The sequence below is a fragment of the Lactiplantibacillus dongliensis genome (genome assembly GCF_005405105.1).
In the GTDB taxonomy this organism is placed as follows: domain Bacteria; phylum Bacillota; class Bacilli; order Lactobacillales; family Lactobacillaceae; genus Lactiplantibacillus; species Lactiplantibacillus dongliensis.
Genome location: NZ_BJDK01000020.1, coordinates 40,185 through 62,591, shown reverse-complemented (window position 1 = coordinate 62,591; position 22,407 = coordinate 40,185). Strand labels below are relative to the sequence as shown.

Below are 22,407 nucleotides of genomic sequence, written 5' to 3'. Positions count from 1 at the left end.
AAGCTGAACTGCTTTGGTCGCCGTCGCCTGTGGCGCCGCCGACCTAACTTTGTGTGGTATTTCAACTTTGACAATATCCTGTTTATCCATAATAAAAACCTCACCATTCATTTGATGAGGTAATCATATCGTGTATTTAGTGACAATCATAGACGGTCAGTTATTGGGTGCTTACGAATTATCCATTTTCCAAAAACTAGCTATTAAAATAGCCTGTACCCAATTAACGCTGGGCAAACCCAATTAATGACGACACAAAAAGGACGACCATCGCTGGTCGCCCTTTTCGACATGCTTAGCAATTACTTGCTAGCATCTTGTTCTTGCATTTGTTTTTCAAGGTCGCTAATTGAGTAAACCCCATCAGCCACGTTACCAACTTCCTTAGGCTTGATATGCCGATAATTAGGCATCCCAGTCCCAGCAGGAATAATCTTACCAATGATGACATTTTCTTTCAGACCGATCAATGGATCGTTCTTACCACGAATAGCCGCATCAGTTAAGACCCGCGTCGTTTCTTGGAATGAAGCCGCTGATAAGAAACTGTTCGTTTCCAAGGCAGCCTTGGTAATTCCAAGAATAACTGGCCGTGACGTTGCTGGAATTCCACCAGCGATTAATGTCTTGTAGTTTTCATCCTTAAAGTCAGCAATATCCATCAAGGTCCCAGGCAAGACATCCGTGTCACCTGGATCCATGATCCGAACTTTACGGAGCATTTGACGAATCATGATTTCCACGTGCTTATCGCCGATTTCAACCCCTTGCATCCGGTAAACCCGTTGGACTTCACGGAGCAAGTAGTTTTCAGTTGATAAGACATCGCGAACCTGAATTAATTGCTTAGGATCGATTGACCCAACGTTCAACGCCGCCCCACGGTGAATAAAGTCGCCTTCACTAACTGCCATACGAGCAGTCAATGGTAAGGTATACGTCCGGGTATCAGTTTCACCCTTAATCGTAACTTCCTTCGTCCGTTCAGCTGGGTTTTCTTCGATTGATTCAACTGTCCCAGTAACTTCAGTGATTTCGGCACGCCCTTTAGGATTCCGTGATTCAACAATTTCTTGAACACGAGGTAACCCTTGGGTGATATCGTCTCCGGCAACCCCACCAGTATGGAAAGTCCGCATGGTTAATTGGGTACCAGGTTCACCGATTGATTGTGCAGCCACAGTCCCAACGGCTTCACCGACTTCAACTTCGTCACCGGTAGCCATGTTACGACCATAACAATGTTCACAAACCCCATGCTTGGTGTTGCAAGTAAAGGCAGAACGAATGGTGACTTCGGTAACACCGGCGTCAACAATCTTAGCAGCCAATTCTTCATCAATCATGACGTTGTTGCCAACAATTTCTTCATGTGTTTCAGGGTCAAAGACGGTCTTCATCGTGTAGCGACCAAGAATCCGGTCGTACAATGGTTCGATGACTTCGTTGCCTTCCATGATGGCTTCGATCCGCAAGCCGCGGTCCGTGCCACAATCCTTTTCACGCACAATAACATCTTGGGCCACATCGACAAGTCGACGGGTCAAGTAACCTGAGTTGGCAGTCTTCAAGGCCGTATCGGTCATCCCTTTACGAGCCCCATGGGTTGAAATAAACATTTCCAAGACAGACAAACCTTCACGGAAGTTTGACAGAATTGGTAATTCCATGATCTTCCCATTAGGAGCGGCCATCAAACCACGCATCCCAGCTAACTGAGTAAAGTTAGAAATGTTACCACGCGCACCAGAATCACTCATCATGAAGATTGGGTTGTCCGGACTGAAACTATCGATCAGTTTCTGTTGAATCTGATCCTTAGCGTCGTTCCAAACACCAATAACTCGTTCATAACGTTCGTCATCGGTAATTAACCCACGACGGAATTGTTTTGAAATCGTGTTAACTTGCTTATGAGCTTCATCGATAATCGCTGGCTTTTCTTTCAAGTCAGTGATATCGGCAACCCCAACCGTCAAACCAGACTTAGTTGAAATGTTGTAACCTAAGTCCTTCATCCGGTCAAGCAAGAGTGACGTTGCCGTCACATGATATTGTTTGTAAACTTCAGCGATAATGTCAGCTAAGAAGCCCTTCTTAAATGGCATGATAATCTCTTGCGCATCCAAGAATTGATGAATATCTTCACCAGGCTTCAAGAAGTACTTGGCCGGTGTCCCATTAATCAAATTATCATTAGTAGGTTCGTTCAAGTAAGCAAACTTACCAGGTAAGATGTTGTTAAAAATTGCTTTACCAACCGTCGTTACCAAGACCGTTTGCCGTTGTTCGTCAGTGAATGGCTTGTCAGGCATTGATGAAACTTGAATCCCAACCCGGCTGTGCATGTGCACATAACCAGCTTGATAAGCTTTTTGCGCTTCATTCAAGTCTTTAAAGATCATGCCTTCGCCTTCACGACCAACTTCTTCAGTCGTCAAGTAGTAGTTACCGATAACCATATCTTGAGATGGGGTAACCACTGGCTTCCCATCCTTAGGTGCCAAGATATGATGCGCCGCTAACATCAGCAAGCGGGCTTCAGCTTGGGCTTCATCTGATAAAGGTAAATGGATGGCCATTTGGTCCCCATCGAAATCGGCGTTGTAAGCTTCACAAGCCAATGGATGTAACCGCATCGCTTTACCACTAACCAAGACAGGTTCAAACGCTTGAATCCCCAAACGGTGAAGCGTAGGGGCCCGGTTTAAGAGCACTGGATGTTCCTTGATGACGTCTTCTAAGACGCCCCAAACATCGTCATCTTCACGTTCGATCTTCCGCTTAGCATTCTTGATGTTCGATGCTAATTCGCGTTTAACCAATTCTTTCATGATGAATGGCTTGAAGAGTTCCAACGCCATTGGACGTGGTAACCCCATTTGGTTCATCTTCAAGAATGGGCCAACATCGATAACCGAACGACCAGAATAGTCAACCCGCTTACCAAGTAAGTTTTGACGGAACCGACCTTGCTTCCCTTTTAACATATGTGAAAGGGACTTCAATGGACGGTTACCAGGACCAGCGACAGGACGGCCACGACGACCGTTATCGATCAAAGCGTCCACGGCTTCTTGGAGCATCCGCTTTTCGTTTTGTACGATAATCCCAGGCGCATTTAAATCTAATAAACGCTTCAACCGGTTGTTACGGTTGATAACTCGACGGTACAAATCGTTCAAGTCAGAGGTGGCAAAACGCCCACCTTCCAATTGAACCATTGGCCGTAAGTCCGGGGGAATGACCGGAATAGCATCCATTACCATCCAAGCCGGTTCGTTACCAGAGGTCACGAAGGCTTCAATGATATCAAGACGCCGGACGGCCCGCGTCCGCTTTTGACCAGAAGCTTCTTTCAAAGCTTCCTTTAAATCACGTGCTTCTTTTTCAAGATCCACGTCATTTAATAACCGTTTGATGGCTTCAGCACCCATTTCAGCATCGAATTCGTTGCCGTATTGGGCTTTCTTTTCACGGTATTCCCGTTCAGAAAGCAATTGCTTCTTTTCCATTGGCGTGTTACCAGGTTCGATAACTACGTATGAAGCGAAGTAAATGATTTCTTCAAGTGCCCGCGGGCTCATGTCTAAGACTAAGCCCATCCGGCTAGGAATCCCTTTAAAGTACCAGATGTGAGTTACTGGTGCGGCGAGTTCGATATGCCCCATCCGTTCACGACGGACTTTACTACGGGTAACTTCGACCCCACAACGGTCACAGACAATCCCCTTATAACGGATCCGTTTGTATTTACCACAAGCACATTCCCAATCCTTAGTAGGACCGAAAATCCGTTCGTCAAACAGACCGTCTTTTTCAGGTTTCAATGTCCGATAGTTAATGGTTTCCGGCTTTTTAACTTCGCCGTATGACCAGCTGCGAATCTTGTCTGGGGATGCCAGACCGATTTGCATGCTCTCAAACTTGTTGACATCGATCAAAGGACCGACCTCCCTTTTTATTGATTATCTTGGTGCGCGTTAGTCGTTGCGTCGGCAGCTGGCTTTTCAGCTTTAGCGGCTTGATCAGCGGCTTTTTCTTTTTGTTCTTTTTCTTGCTGGAATTTGCTTAAAGCATCAACGTTAACGACATCATCATCGTCATCGTCCATATCCCGCAATTCGATTTCTTTATCTTCAGCATCCAAGACCTTCATATCAAGGCCAAGTGCTTGTAATTCTTTAACCAAGACCCGGAATGATTCGGGAACCCCTGGCTTAGGAATTGGTTCGCCCTTAACGATGGCTTCATAGGTCTTAACCCGACCAACCACGTCGTCAGACTTGTAAGTCAAGATTTCTTGCAAGGTATAAGCAGCCCCATAAGCTTCCAAGGCCCAAACTTCCATTTCACCGAAACGTTGGCCCCCAAATTGCGCTTTCCCACCAAGTGGTTGTTGCGTAACTAAGGAGTATGGTCCGATTGAACGAGCATGGATCTTATCATCAACCATGTGACTAAGCTTCATATAATGCATGACCCCGACTGCCACTCGTTTGTCGAATGGTTCACCGGTCCGACCATCATAGACGATCGACTTACCGTCTTCATCAATACCAGCTTCACGAACAGCCTTCCAAATATCAGAATCACGAGCCCCATCAAAGACTGGTGTGGCCATGTGGATGCCTAACTTACGAGCAGCCATCCCTAAATGCAATTCCAAAACTTGTCCGATGTTCATCCGTGAAGGCACACCCATTGGGCTTAACATGATATCAATTGGCGTCCCATCTGGCATGTATGGCATATCTTCTTGTGGCACAACGATAGAAACAGTCCCCTTGTTACCATGACGACCGGCCATCTTGTCACCAACTTGAATCTTCCGCTTTTGCGCAATGTAAACGCGGACCATCATGTTAACACCAGGTGAAAGTTCATCCCCGTTTTCACGAGTAAAAATCTTCACGTCCTGGATGATACCGCCGCCACCATGAGGAACCCGGAGTGACGTATCCCGAACTTCGCGGGCTTTTTCACCGAAGATTGCGTGTAACAAACGTTCTTCAGCTGATAATTCAGTAACCCCTTTAGGCGTTACCTTACCAACTAAGATGTCACCGTCTTTAACTTCAGCACCAACGCGGATAATCCCATCTTCGTCAAGGTTCTTTAAAGCATCTTCCCCAACGTTAGGAATTTCACGGGTCATTTCTTCAGGTCCGAGCTTGGTGTCACGTGCTTCTGATTCATATTCTTCAATATGGATTGACGTATAAACATCTTCACGAACCAAACGTTCATTAATAATGATGGCATCTTCGAAGTTATAACCGTTCCAAGTCATGAAGGCAACTAATGGGTTTTGCCCTAAAGCTAATTCCCCGCCTTCCATTGCTGGACCATCGGCTAAGACTTCGTCGTTATCAACGTGATCGCCAACTTTGACGATTGGGCGTTGGTTGTAGTTCTTACCACCGTTAGAACGCCGGAACTTCATTAATTTGTAGTTATCAAGTGAACCATCGTCACGCCGAACCCGGATTTCACGAGCATCAACGTATTCAACAGTCCCTTCATGCCGGTTGATCAAAGCGATCCCCGAGTCATGCGCGGCCTTATATTCAATCCCAGTCCCGATTAATGGGGCATGGGGATCAACTAACGGCACGGCCTGACGTTGCATGTTGGCACCCATCAAGGCCCGGTTGGAGTCATCGTTTTCCAAGAAAGGAATACATGCCGTGGCAACGGCAACCACTTGTTTAGGTGAAACGTCCATGTAATCGACATTTTCGATTGACGTTTCCAAGTTTTCTTCCTTATCCCGAGCTAAAACGGTGTCTTCAACGAAGGAACCATCGTCATTTAATGGCGAGTTCGCTTGGGCAATGACAAATTGGTCTTCTTCATCGGCAGCCAAGTAGTCAATCTTGTTCGTAACCTTATGGGTCGTCCAATCGACACGACGATAAGGCGTTTCGATGAAGCCATAACGGTTAACTTTGGCATATGATGACAAACTGTTGATCAACCCGATATTAGGACCTTCAGGCGTTTCGATTGGGCACATCCGCCCATAATGGGTATAGTGCACGTCTCGAACTTCATAACCGGCCCGATCACGAGTCAAACCACCAGGTCCTAAGGCTGATAAACGCCGCTTATGCGTTAATTCACCTAAGGGGTTGGTTTGGTCCATGAATTGAGACAATTGTGATGACCCAAAGAATTCCTTGATTGAAGCGACCACTGGCCGAATATTAATCAATTGTTGTGGCGTTACGGTTGCGGCGTCTTGAATTGACATCCGTTCACGAACAACCCGTTCCATCCGGGATAACCCGATCCGGAATTGGTTTTGCAACAATTCACCAACGGAACGAATCCGCCGGTTACCCAAGTGATCAATATCATCAGTTGAGCCGATACCTTCGCGTAAGTCAAAGAAGTAGTTAATCGCCGAAATAATATCAGCAGGCAAGATATGCTTGTACTTGATATCAATGTTGGCATTGCCGATCACATTAACGACCTTTTCAGGATCGTTTTCTGAATAAACTTTAACCACTTGTAAGATCATTGGATTAGTCACAACCGCTTCATCAGAAGGGGTATACGTAATCGTCTTGAAATCGTCACGTTCCAAGTATGGTGCTAACTTGGCCATCACGTTCTTGTCAATCACATCACCCTTTTGCGCGATAACTTCACCAGTATCAGGGTCAGCTAAGGTTTCCGCTAAGGTCAGATCCATTAAACGGGTCTTCATGCTTAACTTTTTGTTAACCTTGTAACGCCCAACTGGCGCAAAGTCGTAACGCTTAGGATCAAAGAAGCGCGCTGTCAATAGGCTCCGTGAGCTATCAGCAGTCTTAGGTTCACCAGGACGTAGTCGTTCGTAAATGTCCTTTAACGATTCTTCAACACGGGAATCGTCGGTGTTCTTATGCACATCTTTTTCCAACGTTAGCATCAAACTGTCAGTTTCACCCAACATGTCGATGATATCGTCGTCAGAACCAAATCCTAAAGCCCGCACTAATTCGGTCAATGGAATCTTCCGCGTCCGGTCAATCCGAACGTATGAAATGTTCTTTGCATCGGTTTCAAGTTCTAACCAGGCACCCCGGTTAGGAATAACAGTCGTGCCATAGCTTGGACGCCCATTTTTATCTAATTCTTCATTAAAGTAAACGCCGGGTGAACGAACCAATTGTGAAACAATGACCCGTTCGGCACCATTAATAATAAACGTCCCTTGTTCGGTCATTAATGGGAAGTCGCCAAAGAACACGTCTTGTGACTTAATTTCGCCAGTTTCATGGTTGGTTAGTCGTAAAGTCACATGTAATGGTGCTGAATAGTTCGCATCATGTTCACGGGCTTCATCGACGGTGTACTTTGGTTCTAGTAATTGATAGTCGACAAATTCAAGTGAAAGTTTCCCTGCAAAATCATCGATTGGCAAAATATCTTCAAACATTTCCCGGAGACCTTCATCCAAGAACCATTGGTAAGAATCGGTTTGGATTTCGATCAAGTTAGGCAAATCAAGAACTTCCTTGATACGTGCATAACTTCTACGGGTACGGTGTTTACCGTATTTAACTAAATGTCCGGCCAAGTTGTTCACCCCTTCTTATTATTCCGTGACTCGCCAATTCAGTTCAAATATTACATTTGTGTTACAAATGCAGTTTGACCCGAATTTTGGGCATAAAAAAACCAAAAATAGTCATTTTAAGTTGGCTATTTTTGGATTTATATTAACAAACCACGCAGACAATAGATTGCGCATTTGTTCGAGTTCACGGTTACAGACAAGTTATAATATACAACTAAAATGATTCAGTGTCAATGATCCGCCTCGCTATTTCGAATCAATTGCGACTCCAAACAAGATCATCTTGAGTAGTGTTTGAATCTGAGTCCGTTCATCAGCTTGTGGATCGCCAATACGATGGAAGCTATTGAATAGCGGACTCAAACTAGTTAAATAAAAGTTAGCCGCCATAGCGGGGGTCACGCCGGCTTGCAAATGTAGCTCCGGTTGCGCAAAGAAGCGCTGCAACGGCTGGACATAATCACTCATAAAGATACCACCCAATTCACGCATATGCGTCGGTGACAAATCTTTAAAGCTCGTATGAATCAACGTGAAAATATCGGCTGGATGCTTATGTGTTAACAGTAGCGAAACTTCTGTCAATTGTTCTAGTGGCGGCTCCTGCGAGTGCGTCAGGATATCAGTGATCCCCTGCCGAATCTCATCGCCAACCGTGGTAATTACTGCTAGGAAAATGACCTCTTTATCCTTAAAGTGATGATAAAGAGCCGGTTGTGTAATCCCAATGGCCTTCGCAATGTCTCGCGTACTCGTCGCCGCATAACCATGTTTTAAAAATAACTCACGAGCTGCATCTAAAATAGCTTGATGGGTTTTTGCTAGTTGTTCCGCGCGCGTTACCATGCACATCACCCTCCTTCCAAAGTTTCTCCTAGTATAATTTACACCATTTTGTCGGCGAGTGCGAGGGGGTGTTTGGTAGATACGCTAAATAAACGATGGTCTTGACATTTGATGTTCGTTAAAATTGCCGTTCAGTTATAGCAACCGGATCATTAACGACGCACGAACTAGGATTGCCGCTGCGGTTGATCAAAAAACGGTCACACCGACTATGCCTTCCACCGGCGACGCCAAGTCAACCATGCAAAAGCCCACCGCCTCATTGACGTCACTAGGTTCGCTCAGGCGACAAAAAAGTCCAACGTCACCATATTAGGCAACATTGGACTTAGAGTGATTAACCTTTATTTCGAAGAAACGGTCGAACGACCATCTGACGAACTTGGTTGATTTTTAACATTAATGGTAATGACACCCTTGCTGGCACCAATCGTGACCTGATCGTCAACTTTGATTTCGCCAGTTAATAAGGATTCACTTAAGCGATCTTCAACTTCAGCTTGCAGTGCCCGCCGAATTGGCCGAGCCCCGTATTCTGGATCAAAACCAGCCTTGGCCACGACATCAATCGCTGCGGGCGTGATCTTGATCTTGATGCCTTGTTGGGCAACCCGATCAACAATTTCTTGCGCCATCAACTTCACGATTTCGTGGAGTTCTTCACGGTTCAAGGAATGGAAGACAATGGTTTCGTCAATCCGGTTCAAGAATTCTGGCCGGAATGCTTTCCGTAATTCTTCGCGAATTGTGGCCGAAACAGCTTGATAATCATTCGTCTTGTCAACGGCTCCAAACCCAACGGACTTTTCATCCCGCAGCGTTGTCGCCCCTAAGTTAGACGTCATGATTAAGATCGTATTCCGGAAATCAACTTTACGTCCTTTTGAATCTGTCAAATAGCCATCATCCAAGACTTGCAATAGGATATTGAAGACATCGGGATGGGCTTTTTCAACTTCATCAAAGAGAACTACTGAGTAAGGCTTTTGACGAACCTTCTCAGTCAATTGGCCCCCTTCATCGTAACCCACATAACCTGGCGCTGAACCAATCAAACGGCTGGTTGAGTAACGTTCCATGTATTCAGACATATCAATCCGAATCATGTTGTCTTCGGAACCAAACATTGCTTCTGCCAAAGCCTTCGCAAGTTCAGTCTTCCCAACCCCAGTCGGTCCGAGGAACATAAAGGAACCAATTGGTCGACTTGGATCTTTCAAGCCACTCCGAGCCCGCCGAATCGCACGTGCAACTGCTGAGACGGCTTCTGGTTGACCGACCACGCGTTCATGCAAAATCTTCTCCAAGTTCACTAACCGTTCACTTTCAGATTTTTGCAATTGCGTTAACGGCACGCCCGTCCACTCAGCAACCACTTGAGCAATATCCTCACCGGTCACTTGTAAACTATACTTAGGCGTTTCTCCAGCAGCGGCTTCCGCATCATGGTTAGCTTGCTGAGTCTCTAAACGTTGCTTGAGCTTCATTTCTTGCTTACGAATTTCAGCCGCTTGTTCGAAGTCTTGATCTTCAATAGCAGTTTCCTTTTGTTGCCGTAAGGTGGATAACTTATCCCGGTTCTTTGACAACTTGGTTGGCTTGTCCATTTGATCAATCCGAACTTTAGCCGCAGCTTCATCCATTAAGTCGATTGCTTTATCTGGTAAGAAGCGATCACTAATGTAGCGACTGGATAAGGCTACCGCTTGGTTAACGGCTTCATCGGTAATATTGACATGATGATGAGCTTCATAACGCGGCCGTAAACCGGTTAAAATCTCAACGGCTTCCTCATTAGTTGGTTCATCAACCATCACCGTGGCAAACCGCCGTTCTAAGGCTGCATCAGATTCAATATACTTTTGATATTCATTTAAAGTCGTGGCCCCAATTGTTTGGAGTTCGCCACGAGCTAAGGCGGGCTTCAAGATGTTCGACGCATCAATCGCCCCTTCAGCGCCACCAGCCCCAATCAAGGTATGCAATTCATCAATAAATAAGATGACATGCCCATCATTGTAAATTTCGTCGATCACTTTCTTCAACCGATCTTCGAATTCACCACGATACTTGGTCCCGGCAACTAATGATCCCATGTCTAACATCATTAGGCGCTTATCAGCCATATCGCTGGGGACATCACCAGCGATGATCTTTTGGGCTAAACCTTCCGCAATGGCCGTCTTCCCAACACCGGGTTCACCGATCAAGACCGGATTGTTCTTCGTCCGGCGTGACAAAATCTGAATGACCCGCTTGACTTCTTTAGCTCGACCAACGACGGGATCCATTTGTTTTTCACTAGCTAATTGCGTTAAATCACGCGCTAATGAATCCAAAGTTGGGGTGCCTTCCGTGCGCTTGCCATTACCGCCACGGGCTGGACCATTGCCCTTACGCTTGTTCATGGCGTCGCTGACACCTAACTTACGTAAGACCACTTTGCGAGTTTGTCCTAAATCTAAGTTTAAATTCATTAAAATGCGCGAGGAAAGGATACTCTCATCAGATAACATCGCCAATAGCAAATGTTCCGTGCCAATCTTATTGGCACCTAATCGCTTGGCTTCATCACCCGCCACAGATAAGATCTCCTTGGCCTTTGGTGAATATGGCAAATAAGTGTCTTTGCCAACATTACTTAAAGTCCCATAGCCAGTAAAACGTTCGATTTCTTCACGAATATCGTCTTCTGTCACCGCGTATTGTTGTAAAACTTTATTAGCAATCCCATTCTTTTCAATGGCTAAAGCCAATAATAGATGTTCCGTGCCCACGGCTTGATGTTTAAAATACTTGGCCTGTTCTTGGGCCAAGACTAAGACACTTTTGGCACTGGGGGTAAATAGGTTATCCATTGCGTTTCCTCGCTTTCTTAGCTTTCATAGCGCAGATGGTTCAAAATTCCAATAATAATCCGCGCGCGTAAACTGTTCTCTAAATCATGATCGTCAACCCCTAAGGTATTACGATCGGTTGCGACTAATATCAATTGCGCCTCGCGCTGACTTAAAACCTCATCCTCGTAGAGACTTTGAACAACCGCGTAGGCATCCCGCTGGGTGATTGAATCACCAATCACTTGAATCAAGGTATCCAACACGTCAGCATCATCGACTAGGTTAACTTTTTCAATTCGAATATACCCGCCACCACCACGCTTACTTTCAACTAAGTAACCATTTTGAATGGTAAAACGGGTCTTAATCACATAGTTAATCTGCGAAGGTACCACGTTGAATAAATCCGCGATCTCAGACCGCCGAATTTCAACCTGCTCAGCGTCCGCCAAAATACTTTTTAAATATTTTTCGATGATATCGGAGATATTTTGACTTTGCATCTGAATCACCCTTTACATTATCTTTGACTAATATTGACTATTATTATACGAGGATAATCACAAATTGCAAAGAATAATACCTAAAGGACGGCGGGAACCAATGCCCCACGGTTGTTTCAGCATAGCACGCCCCCGGCAAGCTTTCAATTGTTTGGACCAGGATTTTCGCAAATAAATGAGAATTTCATTAGGACTTTCGTAACTGAGTGAGCATAACTAAATTTATACCCCCGATTAAGCAGGAAGGACACGCTTTACCTGATTAGTGACCTGCCAATAACTTATGGCTGAGTGGCGAGCTAACATCAAAATTCATCAAAAGCTTTAATTAGATCGCCCATCTTCTTAATCGGATCATCATTAATGACCCCCTCAAAGTAGCACAAAAAAAGTGTGACTGCTTTCAGCCACACCAACCGTTTATATTTATCGGGAAAACAGGATTTGAACCTGCGACCCCTACGTCCCGAACGTAGTGCTCTACCAAGCTGAGCTACTTCCCGTTAAAAAGATTAAATAAAAAGCCCTAGTTCAGAAAACTAAGACTGTTATAATCGATCGGGAAGACAGGATTCGAACCTGCGACCCCCTGGTCCCAAACCAGGTGCTCTACCAAGCTGAGCTACTTCCCGATACCAATGCACCCAGTAGGAGTCGAACCTACAACCTTCTGATTCGTAGTCAGACACTCTATCCAATTGCGCTATGGGTGCAAATTAAAATGCCGAGGACCGGGATCGAACCGGTACGGTTATCACTAACCGCAGGATTTTAAGTCCTGTGCGTCTGCCAATTCCGCCACCCCGGCAAATTAAAAGCGGAAGACGGGATTCGAACCCGCGACCCCCACCATGGCAAGGTGATGTTCTACCACTGAACTACTTCCGCAAATTAAAAAGCTATTAAGTTGTAAATGCCGACTAGAGGATTCGAACCTCCGACCTCCTCATTACTAGTGAGATGCTCTGCCAACTGAGCTAAGTCGGCATGATAGTGCGGGTGAAGGGACTCGAACCCCCACGTCGTAAGACACTAGAACCTAAATCTAGCGCGTCTGCCAGTTCCGCCACACCCGCATGATCTTTAATCATGCCGTTGTCGCGACTAACAATCTTACCTAATTACGCCTTTTGACAACTATTTAACTTTATCATGATGTTAAATGCTTGTCAACGTTTTTTTAATTTTTATGGATAAACATGCTTTTTCAATGAATAAAAACTCATGTTTTTTCCGACAAGAAATATTATAGCACTGCTTTTGAATTTAGCAAACCCTTTTTATTAAAAAAACTGAATTAAACCGACAAGTGCCTAGCAAGCCTGATAGTAACAGGCTTTTGCTTTTAACTTTTTTCAATAGTAACTAGCGTATCATTACTGATCTGCCTTTCAATTAACCCTGCTATTCACATCATCAACCGCCATTGCGTCGTCGCCGCCTCAATCGTGCCGATGATTCATCGCTGTTTAACGAGCTGATTTCAAATAGTTGGGACGCTAATGCCAACGTCAAACTGATTAATTATTCAACCTAGTTTGATTGCAATTTAACTCCGAGTGACTTTTAGGAAGGCTCAAGTGTATCTGATACCAGTTACTGGCTAACAATGCCGAAACGCCATGCGTCATTTTACTGCTAACAAACAGTTTTAAAAGTTAAACAGTAAAGACCTTGTGAGTCTTACCTAATAGTGGCTGGTTATCCTCAACTAAACACCAAACGCGCTTAAGTTCATGCCAACCACCGCAAATACAAAAAAAGATCGCCAATGAAGGCGACCTTTTCAACTTAAGCATTAAGCTTGTTTTTCAATTTTAGTTTTACCATGCATGTAAGGAACCAAAACATCGGGAATCGTAATTGAGCCATCTTCATTTTGGTAGTTTTCCATAATAGCTGCGACCGTCCGTCCGACTGCCAAGCCACTCCCGTTCAACGTGTGAACGAATTGGAGCTTGCCATCATCATCGCGATATTGGATGTGTGCCCGACGTGCTTGGAAATCAGTACAGTTCGAACAACTTGAAATTTCACGATACTTATCTTGTTCTGGGAACCAAACTTCCAAGTCATGGGTCATTGCCGCAGTAAAGCTCATGTCACCCGTCGTTAAGGTAATCACGTGATATGGCAAGTCGAGTTTCTTCAACAATGATTCTGCATTGTTGGTCAACTTTTCAAGTTCATCCCATGAATCTTCAGGCTTGGTGAATTTCACCATTTCAACTTTATTGAATTGGTGTAACCGAATCAACCCTTTAGTGTCACGACCGGCACTCCCCGCTTCTTCACGGAATGCTGGAGATAAGGCGGTAAAGTAAACTGGTAACTTTTCAGCTGGGATTACTTCATCACGGTAGTAGTTGACCAATGGTACTTCCGCCGTTGGGATCAAACTCAAATCCTGCGTCGTAATCCGGAAAGCATCATCCTTAAACTTAGGAAATTGGCCGGTTCCATACATCGATTCATCAGTCACCATGTATGGTGGTAAGACTTCGGTATACCCTTCTGCTTCATGTTGGTCCAAGAAGAAGTTATAAACGGCACGTTCCAACTTCGCCCCATCACCGATGTAGTATAAGAACCGGCTACCAGAAACTTTGGCCCCACGTTCGAAATCCAAGATTCCTAAGTCTTCGCCAAGTTCCCAGTGAGCTTTCGGTTCAAAGTCAAACTTCCGTGGCGTCCCGATACGACGTAATTCAACCGCATCTTCTTCTTTTAAGCTAATTGGCACATCTGGGTGCGGCACATTCGGCAAGTGGGCGGCCATATCTTGCACTTGGGCATCGGCTTTACGCCGATCATCATCTAACGTCTTGATTTCAGCACTAACTTGTTGCATTTCAGCGATTTGCGCACTAGCGTCTTCTTTATTCCGCTTTAATTGTGAAATTTCACCAGAAACTTGGTTCCGCGTCGACTTCAATTGTTCACTCTTAGCAATTAAGTCCCGGCGATCAGCATCGGCTTTGATCAAGTCATCAATCTGACTAGCATCCACACCCCGATGACCCAGTTGTTCTTTGAAAAAATCTGGTTTTTGACGAATCATTTTAACATCTAACATGAAAAAATCCTCCTTGACTAGCGATAAATTTAGATAAAAAAACAGTCTCTCCTCCCAATTGGGACGAAGAGACTGCAATTCGCGGTACCACCCAAGTTCAGGATTATCATAATCCCACCCTTAAACGGATAACGGCTCTGCCGTGCAGTATTACCTGCCCACTTTGTCGCGCCGGAGTTTCGACACCCGGTTCACACCATCCACCGGTTCTCTGACTGTCTACTTGAAACGCGCCGTGTTTAATATTCTTCTATACTATAAGGCATGTGCCTTAAAAAGGCAACTAGCTTAAGCTGGCAACCTTATCATCAATCAATTGGATAACTTGGTGACGCGCATCGGCATCGGCCACGAAATCCAGTTGGTCACCATCGATTTGCATCTTAGGACTGTGATCGTAATTAGCATACCATTGGTCATACCGGTCATTCAGCGTCTGGTAATATTTATATAGCGCTGGGTCTTGATCGATCTGTTCATAAGAACGGCCCCGCTTTTGGATCCGTTTTAACATCGTTTCAAACGAAATATTAATGTGGATCAATAAGTCAGGACTCTTTTGATGGGGAGCTTCTGGCAATTCTTGCATCATGTTATTTAATAAGGAATCGTAGATATCAACTTCCGTACTCGTCGCCCGACCTAAATCACCATTTAAATGAAATAATAGTGAATCTTCGAAGATTGAGCGGTCGAGGACATCTAGGTCGTTTGCGAAGGCGGACTTGATACTACCTAAGCGTTTATTCAAAAAGTAGATTTGTAATAAAAACGCGTATTTTTTCGGGTCCTTATAAAATAATGGCAAAATAGGATTGTCATCGACTGATTCGTAGAACGCTTTGGAACCAAAATGGTCCGCTACCAAATGCGTCAAACTAGTCTTGCCGGCACCGATTGTTCCTGACATTACAAGCATGGGGTTCTCTCCTTTTTAACGTACAATATTGTCTAGTTTCATTTAAAGCAACACTACATATTGTACGCACCCCGTCACCAAAATGCAATATCTGGTTGATATTTCCTAAATTACTTGGCAGCCTTTTCTCGAGCTTGCAACAACTTAGCGTATTGTTCAAGCGTTAAGTTATGTTTGACCATAAAGGCCGCACTGGACTTACCCACATAACGAAAATGCCATGATTCATAGTCAATGCCAGTCGATTTAGCGCCACTTTTTGTAAAACGTAACACAAACCCATAGTCTGGCGCATGTTTGATTAACCATTGTTGCCCTTTAGCCTTATCAGAACTGGATAAAAGCTGACTATTATGGGCATTAAACCAATTGGTATTCATAACATCCGCGGCTAAACCAGTTTGATGTTCACTCCCGCGTGGAATCGCCACGTATTCTTTCGTCAACTTCAACGCTTGCTTTTCAGTCTTACCTTGGGCTTCATAATTCTCAATCGATTCATTCCAGACTTCTTTTTGATATTGGACGGACCGATAGCCTGAAACTAAAGTTGCTGGATAACCGGCTTTTTCAGCGCCATTTAAAAAGGCGGTTAAGGGACTGACGATTGACTTGCGGACCGTGACGCCACCGACCGCTGCTTTATGAAACGTTAATTCATTATATTTGTGCCACTTATTGACCACGATCAAATCAGCATCGGTTGACTTAACCCCCTTCGGTAACGCCTTAATAAGCTTTTGGCGTTTACTTTGAGTGGCAGTGGTCTTCACTGCACTTGTCTGGTGAGCTTTGCTACTAGCATTGGATGCCGAACAGCCTCCGAGTACCCCCGCCAGTGACACTAGTGCCAGACTCTTCAAAATCACATTCTTCAACATTATCTTCTCTCTGCCTTTCGACTTTCAGCGTAGCATACTCATACAATCGCATTCAGCTAATCACAATTATTTTGAAGTTACTTAACTATTCTGTAATATTTTTTGATTAACGTCAACTTAAACTCAGATTACAATCATAATAAAAGGCCGACGCGCATCGTTAATGTGGTAACTTTCTTTAATTACCCTGACACTGCAATTATGGCCGGTTAATTGATCTTTGACACCACGGATGATCAGCGGCACCCTCCAAGCTCCGTAAAGTCAAAAAAAGGCGACCAAGCAATTTGCCTAGTCACCTTCAACCTGATTATTTATCTAAATGATGTTTACTTAGATCAACTTTATCCAACGGAATCAGCTTCGTATGATAACGCAGCTTGTAATAGAAGAACAAGATGATGAACAACGGGATACTCATATAAGTGACCCCGATGGCTTGCCAATCCCAAGTCGCAAAGGAATGTAAATCTTGGCCGATAATCACGACCATACATAAGAAGAACGCGAACAATGGGCCAAATGGGAATAGCTTAGCATGATACCGCAATTCACTCACATGGTGACCCTGCTTAATAAAGGCTTGCCGGAACCGCAAATGGGAGATAGCAATCCCTAACCACGCAATAAATCCGGTCAACCCACTCGCTGAGACTAAGAATAGGTAGATCCGATCACCAAACAAACTTGAAAGGAAAGTTAACAAGCCAATGACGGTTGTCCCGAATAACGCCATAATTGGAATTCCACGCCGATTGACCCGTCCAAAGGCTTTCGGGGCATACCCTTGTAGTGACAAGGAATATAGCATCCGTGTTGAGGCGTACATCCCTGAGTTAGCCGCCGACAAGACGGACGTTAGGATAACCGCGTTCATCACACTCGCTGCCGCTGCTAAGCCTGCTCGTTTGAAGACCAACGTAAAAGGACTGATTGCGATATCTGACGCTGATGATCCCAGTAAGTCTTTAGACGTATAAGGAATAATCGCTGCAATCACGAAAATCGCTAGAATATAGAATAACAAGATCCGCCAAAAGACTTGCTTAATAGCCGCGGGAATACTCTTCTCTGGCGTCGCTGACTCACCAGCGGTAATCCCAATCAACTCGGTCCCTTGAAATGAGAAGCCAGCCACCACGAAGACGCTTAAGATCGTGGGAATGCCACCCACAAACGGGGCTTTTTTCATCGTGAAGTTGCTCAACCCGGTCGCATGGCCGCCCATAATACCAAAGATCGTCAAAACACCAACGACCAAGAAAATTAACACGGTCACCACTTTAATCAAGGACAACCAATATTCGGTCTCACCAAATGACCGCACGGATAACGCATTGATCGTAAAGATCAGCACTAGCGCAACCAGACTAAAGACCCAGCCTGGAATTTCCGGCAACCAGAATTGCATCACGATGGCGGCCGTACTAATATCGACCGCTAACGTAATCGCCCAGTTAAACCAATAATTCCAGCCCATCGCAAAGCCCAATGCGGGGTCAACGAATTGCGTCGAATACGTGGAAAATGAGCCTGACACTGGGAGATACGTTGCCATTTCACCTAAACTGGTCATCAAGAAATAGACCATAATCCCAATCCCAACATACGCTAACAAAGCCCCACCTGGGCCGGCCGTTGAAATTGCGGAACCGGATGCCACAAACAAGCCGGTCCCAATACTACCACCTAAAGCAATCATGGAGAGATGACGCGTCTGTAACGAGCGCTTCACTTCATGCTGTTGTTCTTCTGCCAAAGCAGCTACCTCCAAAAAATTTTGATTTATATCTAAAAGTGTTCACACCGATTCAGTGACCAGTGACCAAAATAAAAAGTCCCTTTGCAAACTGCGCAAAAAGACTTAATCAGATGGTTACCTAATGCTGATTTCATCGTCGATAGCGCCCCGCAGCGAAACTCCCGCTGCGACAGTCCTTGATTTATTCAACCAAGGCCCAACCCTAAACCGGGTGACCCGGTTTAAGATTTCGGCGATTGCCCCGTTCATTCAAGTTCATCGCCGGTCACTCCAGCTCCCTTGAACTACTATTGTTAATCGCGTCCTCTTCTTTCGATATACTCAACCATTATACAAAACCAACTGTGGTTTGACAACCTATTGCCGACGATTTAAAAACTGTTGATCGTGAGTCGGCGTCACGATTTGCAGTGCATTTAAGGCTTGTAATTGGACAACCCCCGTATCAATCCGATAGCCACTGACATGGCCGCCAAACCGGTGTTCATCATTTAGAAAATGTAAATGAAACCCCGTCTGCGTCACCCCATGATAAAAGCTTGGCACATAGTACCCGACTAACGTTCCCGTCACATTATGTGCTTCGAACTGCCGCTGTGCCGTCTGGTCAGTCACCGCAGCTGCACGATTAACCGCCAACTGCATGGTTGAAAACGTCCCAGTTACCCGCAACGCCACTAACACATTCTGATATGGATAAAGCGATAGGAGTTGCTGCTCAAAAACATGTTGATCAACATTTTCAAACGTCTGCTCAATCGTTGGCTCATCGGTGTGCACCATCGCAAACGGCACTTTGACTGTGCCGGCTAAAGCTTTGGTCTTCCCATTAGCTTGCGATTGATACGCTTGCCCATCTAAGACCGTTACATCGCCTGCTAACTGATCAGCGGCGCCAATCCCAGTATCACCGTGGGTTAATAACTGCGCTAACGTCTGATTCCCCGCCACCACACCTGCTTTTAGCGCGGCGACGGTACTATGTTGATATAATGTTGTTGCCATAAATTAGCCTTCTTTTCAATTTTAATAAAATTGATCAGGTAGCATCGTTTGGCCGAGTGCCTGATTATCAGAATAATCAATCGGAATATCGACGATGACTGGGCCATCCGTCGCAAATGCTTGATCCATCACTTGTTCCAAGTCTTGTGGTTGATCAACACGTAAGCCAGTCGCACCAAAGCTCTCCGCATACTGCACGAAGTCAACCGGGCCAAAGCTGACCGCAGCGTCTTGACCATACTTCATCTCTTCTTGGAACTTGACCATATCGTAGTTACCATCATTCCAAATCAATTGAACGATGTTTAAGTTCAAGCGAACTGCCGTTTCTAGTTCTTGCCCAGAAAAGAGGAAGCCACCGTCACCCGCCACTGAGACGATTTGCGTATTTGGCCGCACTAACGCCGCCGCAATCGCCCAAGGTAAGGCCACACCTAAAGTTTGCATCCCATTACTGAATAACAAGTGTCGGGGTTCATAACTCCGAAAATGCCGAGCCATCCAGATATAGAAACTACCAACATCTACCGTCACGGTCATCTCGTCAGTCACCCGTTTTTGTAAGGCTGAAATAACCGATAACGGATGGTTTAAGCCAGACTTTTCATCAATATTCGGCACGAAATCACGCGTTTGCAAACGTTCTTGCAAGTCGCCCAAATAAGTCTTCGCGTCATCACTAATATCATACCCTTGCATATAGGGTAACAAAAAGTCGAGGGTTTGAGCAATATCACCGACTAATTCGGTCTCCGGCTGGAAGTTATGGTCCAGTTCGGCTCGCATTGCATCGATAACCACGATGCGGGCTTTGCCTTCCGCGTTCCAGTTCCGTGGTTCATATTCGATTGGATCATAACCAATCGCAATCACTAAGTCAGACTTCTTTAAAAGCATATCCCCTGGTTGGTTCCGGAATAAACCGACCCGCCCAAAGAAATGTTGTGCTTCTAGGTCACGTGAAATAACCCCCGCTGCTTGGAACGTTTCGACAACTGGCAAGTTGGCCGCAGTCACTAAATTCCGAATGGCTTGCGTCACTTCTGGTGAAGAGGCCCGCATCCCAACTAATAGGACGGGTAACTTGGCAGCTTTGATTTTCTGTGCCAATAACGTGGCTTCGACTGGACTCGCCGGGCCAAGTTTTGGCGCTTGCATCGGCTGAATAACCGAACTGCGAACCAATGAATCCGTGACGTCTTGTGGAATGCTGACAAAGCTGGCCCCTTGCTTGGCCGCAACAGCTTCTTGGTAAGCGTTCGCTAAAACTTCTGACACATTTTCTGGTTCTTGAACTTCCGCGCTATACTTCGTAATTGGTTCAAATAACGCCGCATTATCCATGCTTTGATGGGTCAAGCGTAATAGATCGGCGCGTTGAACTTGCCCAGAAATGGCTAAGACCGGATCGCCTTCAGCCGTTGCGGTGACTAAGCCAGTCGCTAGATTACTAGCCCCAGGGCCAGAAGTCGTCATCACGACCCCTGGTTTCCCGGTAATACGCCCAATACCGGCCGCAATAAAGGCCGCATTTTGTTCGTGACGCGTCACGATCAACTTAGGGGCTTTAGGGTTCACTGGATGTTCAAGCCGTTCAAAAACTCGGTCAATCTTGGCACCGGGAATTCCGAACACATACTTAACATTGTGGTTAACTAAGCTGTCGACGATTGCGTCGGCACCATAATACTTTTTATCTGCCATTTTTTTGTTCGCTCCTGTTTGTGAAAATTATTGTTAGAATACCATAGATAGACGTGTAATAACAGCGTTTCCGTTCTTGTGAAAAAGGTTATCTATTCAGGTCGAACCACTAAAACGTGTCAGACCTTGCTTTTACCGCATCCACTTGACGTAACCGCATACAATTTCAGTTAACTTTGTACCGTCACTCACTTATTAACGCGCATATGGGCTAACAAGTCATTTAAAAGTCCCATCTTATCGACTGTCTGATCATTCCAATCCAAGACTGGAATCTGTGGTACCACTAGTAATTCTTTAATTAGCGTCGCAATTTTCTGTTGACTAAGAAAATCCAGCCAACGTTGATCAGCTTGTGAAAAAATCGCATTCACGACTTTGGTCCCCTCATCGGCTACGGGTTCCACATCTTTGAAGACTTGATCAAAGTAGCCGCGATCTGGAAAGGTATGCAACGGTCCCTCAATCGCCAAAACCACATCTTTAATGGTGATCTTTTCGGGCGACCGTGATAGCCGGACTCCACCATTATTGCCACTGGTTGACGCCACTAGCTCAGCCACAACCAGCTTACGAATAATCTTACGCAAATAAGTCGCCGAACCACCGATACGGTCATGAATGGCCGCCGATGTTAGTGGAATATCGGGACGCTGGGTGGCTAATAGTACGAGAATACAAGCGGCCTGTTCAAAAGATTTAGCCAGCTGCATGGTCGTCGCCTCCCACTGTGGTTTGTGGTGCCACTCGTTCAAAAAATAGTTCCGTTTGACCAGCGCCAAATTGAGCATAGCTTGGATGTGTCACCTGATCATACTGCTCAAAACCCGCATGTTCTAGAATTCGCCGTGACGCGACATTGGGCGCCAAGCAACTGGCCGTAATCCGTTCAAGCTGTAAGTCTTGAAACCCATAGCGCTGCAATAAATGGACCGCTGCCGTCATATAGCCTTGATGCCAATAATTGGCATTCAGCATATAGCCCAGATCCATCTGCCGTGGTGCCGGCTCGCCTTGGTTATTCATGCGCTCATACAAACCGACACTGCCGATAACTTTATCAGTTGCCACTAAGACCATTGCAAAGACTTGAGGTTGCTGCAGTTGCCGCCCTAACAAGTACTGGGCTTCCATCATATCATTGACCGGCGTAAAACCGGCATTAACCGCAATATCGCGATTTTGCACCATTTCAAAATAATCGGCCACATCGGTCGCTTGAAATGGGCGGAGTCGGATTTGTTCATTATGTAAATTCGTGGTCACCATTAACATATCGGTCCCACCTTTCTTACGTT

At 45.3% G+C, this 22,407-nt stretch carries 13 protein-coding genes, 7 tRNA genes and 1 riboswitch; all 20 genes read right to left on the bottom strand.

Annotated elements, in window-relative coordinates:
• Window positions 1-302: 302 nt before the first annotated feature.
• Window positions 303-3,944 carry a DNA-directed RNA polymerase subunit beta' gene (rpoC, locus tag FFM80_RS08965; protein ID WP_137640471.1) on the bottom strand — a complete coding sequence of 1,214 codons (3,642 nt, stop codon included), beginning with the start codon at window positions 3,942-3,944 and terminating at the stop codon, window positions 303-305.
• 17 nt (window positions 3,945-3,961) lie between these two features.
• Window positions 3,962-7,582, bottom strand: coding sequence for a DNA-directed RNA polymerase subunit beta (gene rpoB / locus FFM80_RS08960; RefSeq protein WP_171001071.1), 3,621 nt, complete (start codon window positions 7,580-7,582; stop codon window positions 3,962-3,964).
• 237 nt (window positions 7,583-7,819) lie between these two features.
• The gene (locus FFM80_RS08955; RefSeq protein WP_137640469.1) at window positions 7,820-8,419 is read right to left on the bottom strand and encodes a TetR/AcrR family transcriptional regulator; all 600 of its coding nucleotides are present in this window, start codon (window positions 8,417-8,419) and stop codon (window positions 7,820-7,822) included.
• A gap of 344 nt (window positions 8,420-8,763) precedes the next feature.
• A complete protein-coding gene (locus FFM80_RS08950) occupies window positions 8,764-11,277 on the bottom strand; it encodes an ATP-dependent Clp protease ATP-binding subunit (protein ID WP_137640468.1) in 2,514 nt (837 codons plus the stop codon).
• Between the two features lie 17 nt (window positions 11,278-11,294).
• On the bottom strand, window positions 11,295-11,762 hold the full coding sequence (locus FFM80_RS08945; protein ID WP_137635544.1) for a CtsR family transcriptional regulator: 468 nt from the start codon (window positions 11,760-11,762) through the stop codon (window positions 11,295-11,297).
• 429 nt (window positions 11,763-12,191) lie between these two features.
• Window positions 12,192-12,265 (bottom strand) — tRNA-Pro (locus FFM80_RS08940).
• Window positions 12,266-12,320: 55 nt separating this feature from the next.
• Window positions 12,321-12,394, bottom strand: a tRNA-Pro gene (locus FFM80_RS08935).
• Window positions 12,395-12,401: 7 nt separating this feature from the next.
• A tRNA-Arg gene (locus tag FFM80_RS08930) sits at window positions 12,402-12,475 on the bottom strand.
• 9 nt (window positions 12,476-12,484) lie between these two features.
• Window positions 12,485-12,570 (bottom strand) — tRNA-Leu (locus FFM80_RS08925).
• An 8-nt stretch (window positions 12,571-12,578) separates the two neighbouring features.
• A tRNA-Gly gene (locus FFM80_RS08920) sits at window positions 12,579-12,650 on the bottom strand.
• Between the two features lie 26 nt (window positions 12,651-12,676).
• Window positions 12,677-12,749: transfer RNA gene (locus tag FFM80_RS08915), tRNA-Thr, on the bottom strand.
• A 7-nt stretch (window positions 12,750-12,756) separates the two neighbouring features.
• Window positions 12,757-12,838: transfer RNA gene (locus FFM80_RS08910), tRNA-Leu, on the bottom strand.
• A 722-nt stretch (window positions 12,839-13,560) separates the two neighbouring features.
• The gene (gene serS, locus FFM80_RS08905; protein ID WP_137640467.1) at window positions 13,561-14,838 is read right to left on the bottom strand and encodes a serine--tRNA ligase; all 1,278 of its coding nucleotides are present in this window, start codon (window positions 14,836-14,838) and stop codon (window positions 13,561-13,563) included.
• A gap of 283 nt (window positions 14,839-15,121) precedes the next feature.
• The gene (locus tag FFM80_RS08900; RefSeq protein ID WP_137640466.1) at window positions 15,122-15,757 is read right to left on the bottom strand and encodes a deoxynucleoside kinase; all 636 of its coding nucleotides are present in this window, start codon (window positions 15,755-15,757) and stop codon (window positions 15,122-15,124) included.
• A gap of 110 nt (window positions 15,758-15,867) precedes the next feature.
• Window positions 15,868-16,638, bottom strand: a complete 771-nt coding sequence (locus FFM80_RS08895; RefSeq protein WP_137640465.1) for a M15 family metallopeptidase — start codon at window positions 16,636-16,638, stop codon at window positions 15,868-15,870.
• 310 nt (window positions 16,639-16,948) lie between these two features.
• Window positions 16,949-18,397 (bottom strand): amino acid permease, encoded by a 1,449-nt coding sequence (locus FFM80_RS08890; protein ID WP_137640464.1) that lies wholly within the window; start codon window positions 18,395-18,397, stop codon window positions 16,949-16,951.
• Window positions 18,398-18,532: 135 nt separating this feature from the next.
• Window positions 18,533-18,717: riboswitch (Lysine riboswitch) on the bottom strand.
• Between the two features lie 40 nt (window positions 18,718-18,757).
• Window positions 18,758-19,405, bottom strand: a complete 648-nt coding sequence (locus tag FFM80_RS08885; protein WP_137640463.1) for an acetolactate decarboxylase — start codon at window positions 19,403-19,405, stop codon at window positions 18,758-18,760.
• A gap of 21 nt (window positions 19,406-19,426) precedes the next feature.
• A complete protein-coding gene (gene alsS / locus FFM80_RS08880) occupies window positions 19,427-21,109 on the bottom strand; it encodes an acetolactate synthase AlsS (protein WP_137640462.1) in 1,683 nt (560 codons plus the stop codon).
• Between the two features lie 188 nt (window positions 21,110-21,297).
• A complete protein-coding gene (locus FFM80_RS08875; protein ID WP_137640461.1) occupies window positions 21,298-21,822 on the bottom strand; it encodes an Rrf2 family transcriptional regulator in 525 nt (174 codons plus the stop codon).
• The gene (locus tag FFM80_RS08870) at window positions 21,809-22,384 is read right to left on the bottom strand and encodes a GNAT family N-acetyltransferase (RefSeq protein WP_137640460.1); all 576 of its coding nucleotides are present in this window, start codon (window positions 22,382-22,384) and stop codon (window positions 21,809-21,811) included. Before FFM80_RS08870 ends, FFM80_RS08875 begins: the two co-directional genes overlap by 14 nt.
• Window positions 22,385-22,407 lie beyond the last annotated feature (23 nt).

Coding starts and splice junctions, on each gene's coding strand:
- FFM80_RS08875 (WP_137640461.1), bottom strand. CDS start 21,822: ATGCAGCTGGCTAAATCTTTTGAACAGGCCGCTTGTATTCTCGTACTA.
- FFM80_RS08950 (WP_137640468.1), bottom strand. CDS start 11,277: ATGGATAACCTATTTACCCCCAGTGCCAAAAGTGTCTTAGTCTTGGCC.
- FFM80_RS08895 (WP_137640465.1), bottom strand. CDS start 16,638: ATGTTGAAGAATGTGATTTTGAAGAGTCTGGCACTAGTGTCACTGGCG.
- FFM80_RS08955 (WP_137640469.1), bottom strand. CDS start 8,419: ATGGTAACGCGCGCGGAACAACTAGCAAAAACCCATCAAGCTATTTTA.
- FFM80_RS08885 (WP_137640463.1), bottom strand. CDS start 19,405: ATGGCAACAACATTATATCAACATAGTACCGTCGCCGCGCTAAAAGCA.
- serS (WP_137640467.1), bottom strand. CDS start 14,838: ATGTTAGATGTTAAAATGATTCGTCAAAAACCAGATTTTTTCAAAGAA.
- FFM80_RS08945 (WP_137635544.1), bottom strand. CDS start 11,762: ATGCAAAGTCAAAATATCTCCGATATCATCGAAAAATATTTAAAAAGT.
- FFM80_RS08870 (WP_137640460.1), bottom strand. CDS start 22,384: ATGTTAATGGTGACCACGAATTTACATAATGAACAAATCCGACTCCGC.
- FFM80_RS08900 (WP_137640466.1), bottom strand. CDS start 15,757: ATGCTTGTAATGTCAGGAACAATCGGTGCCGGCAAGACTAGTTTGACG.
- alsS (WP_137640462.1), bottom strand. CDS start 21,109: ATGGCAGATAAAAAGTATTATGGTGCCGACGCAATCGTCGACAGCTTA.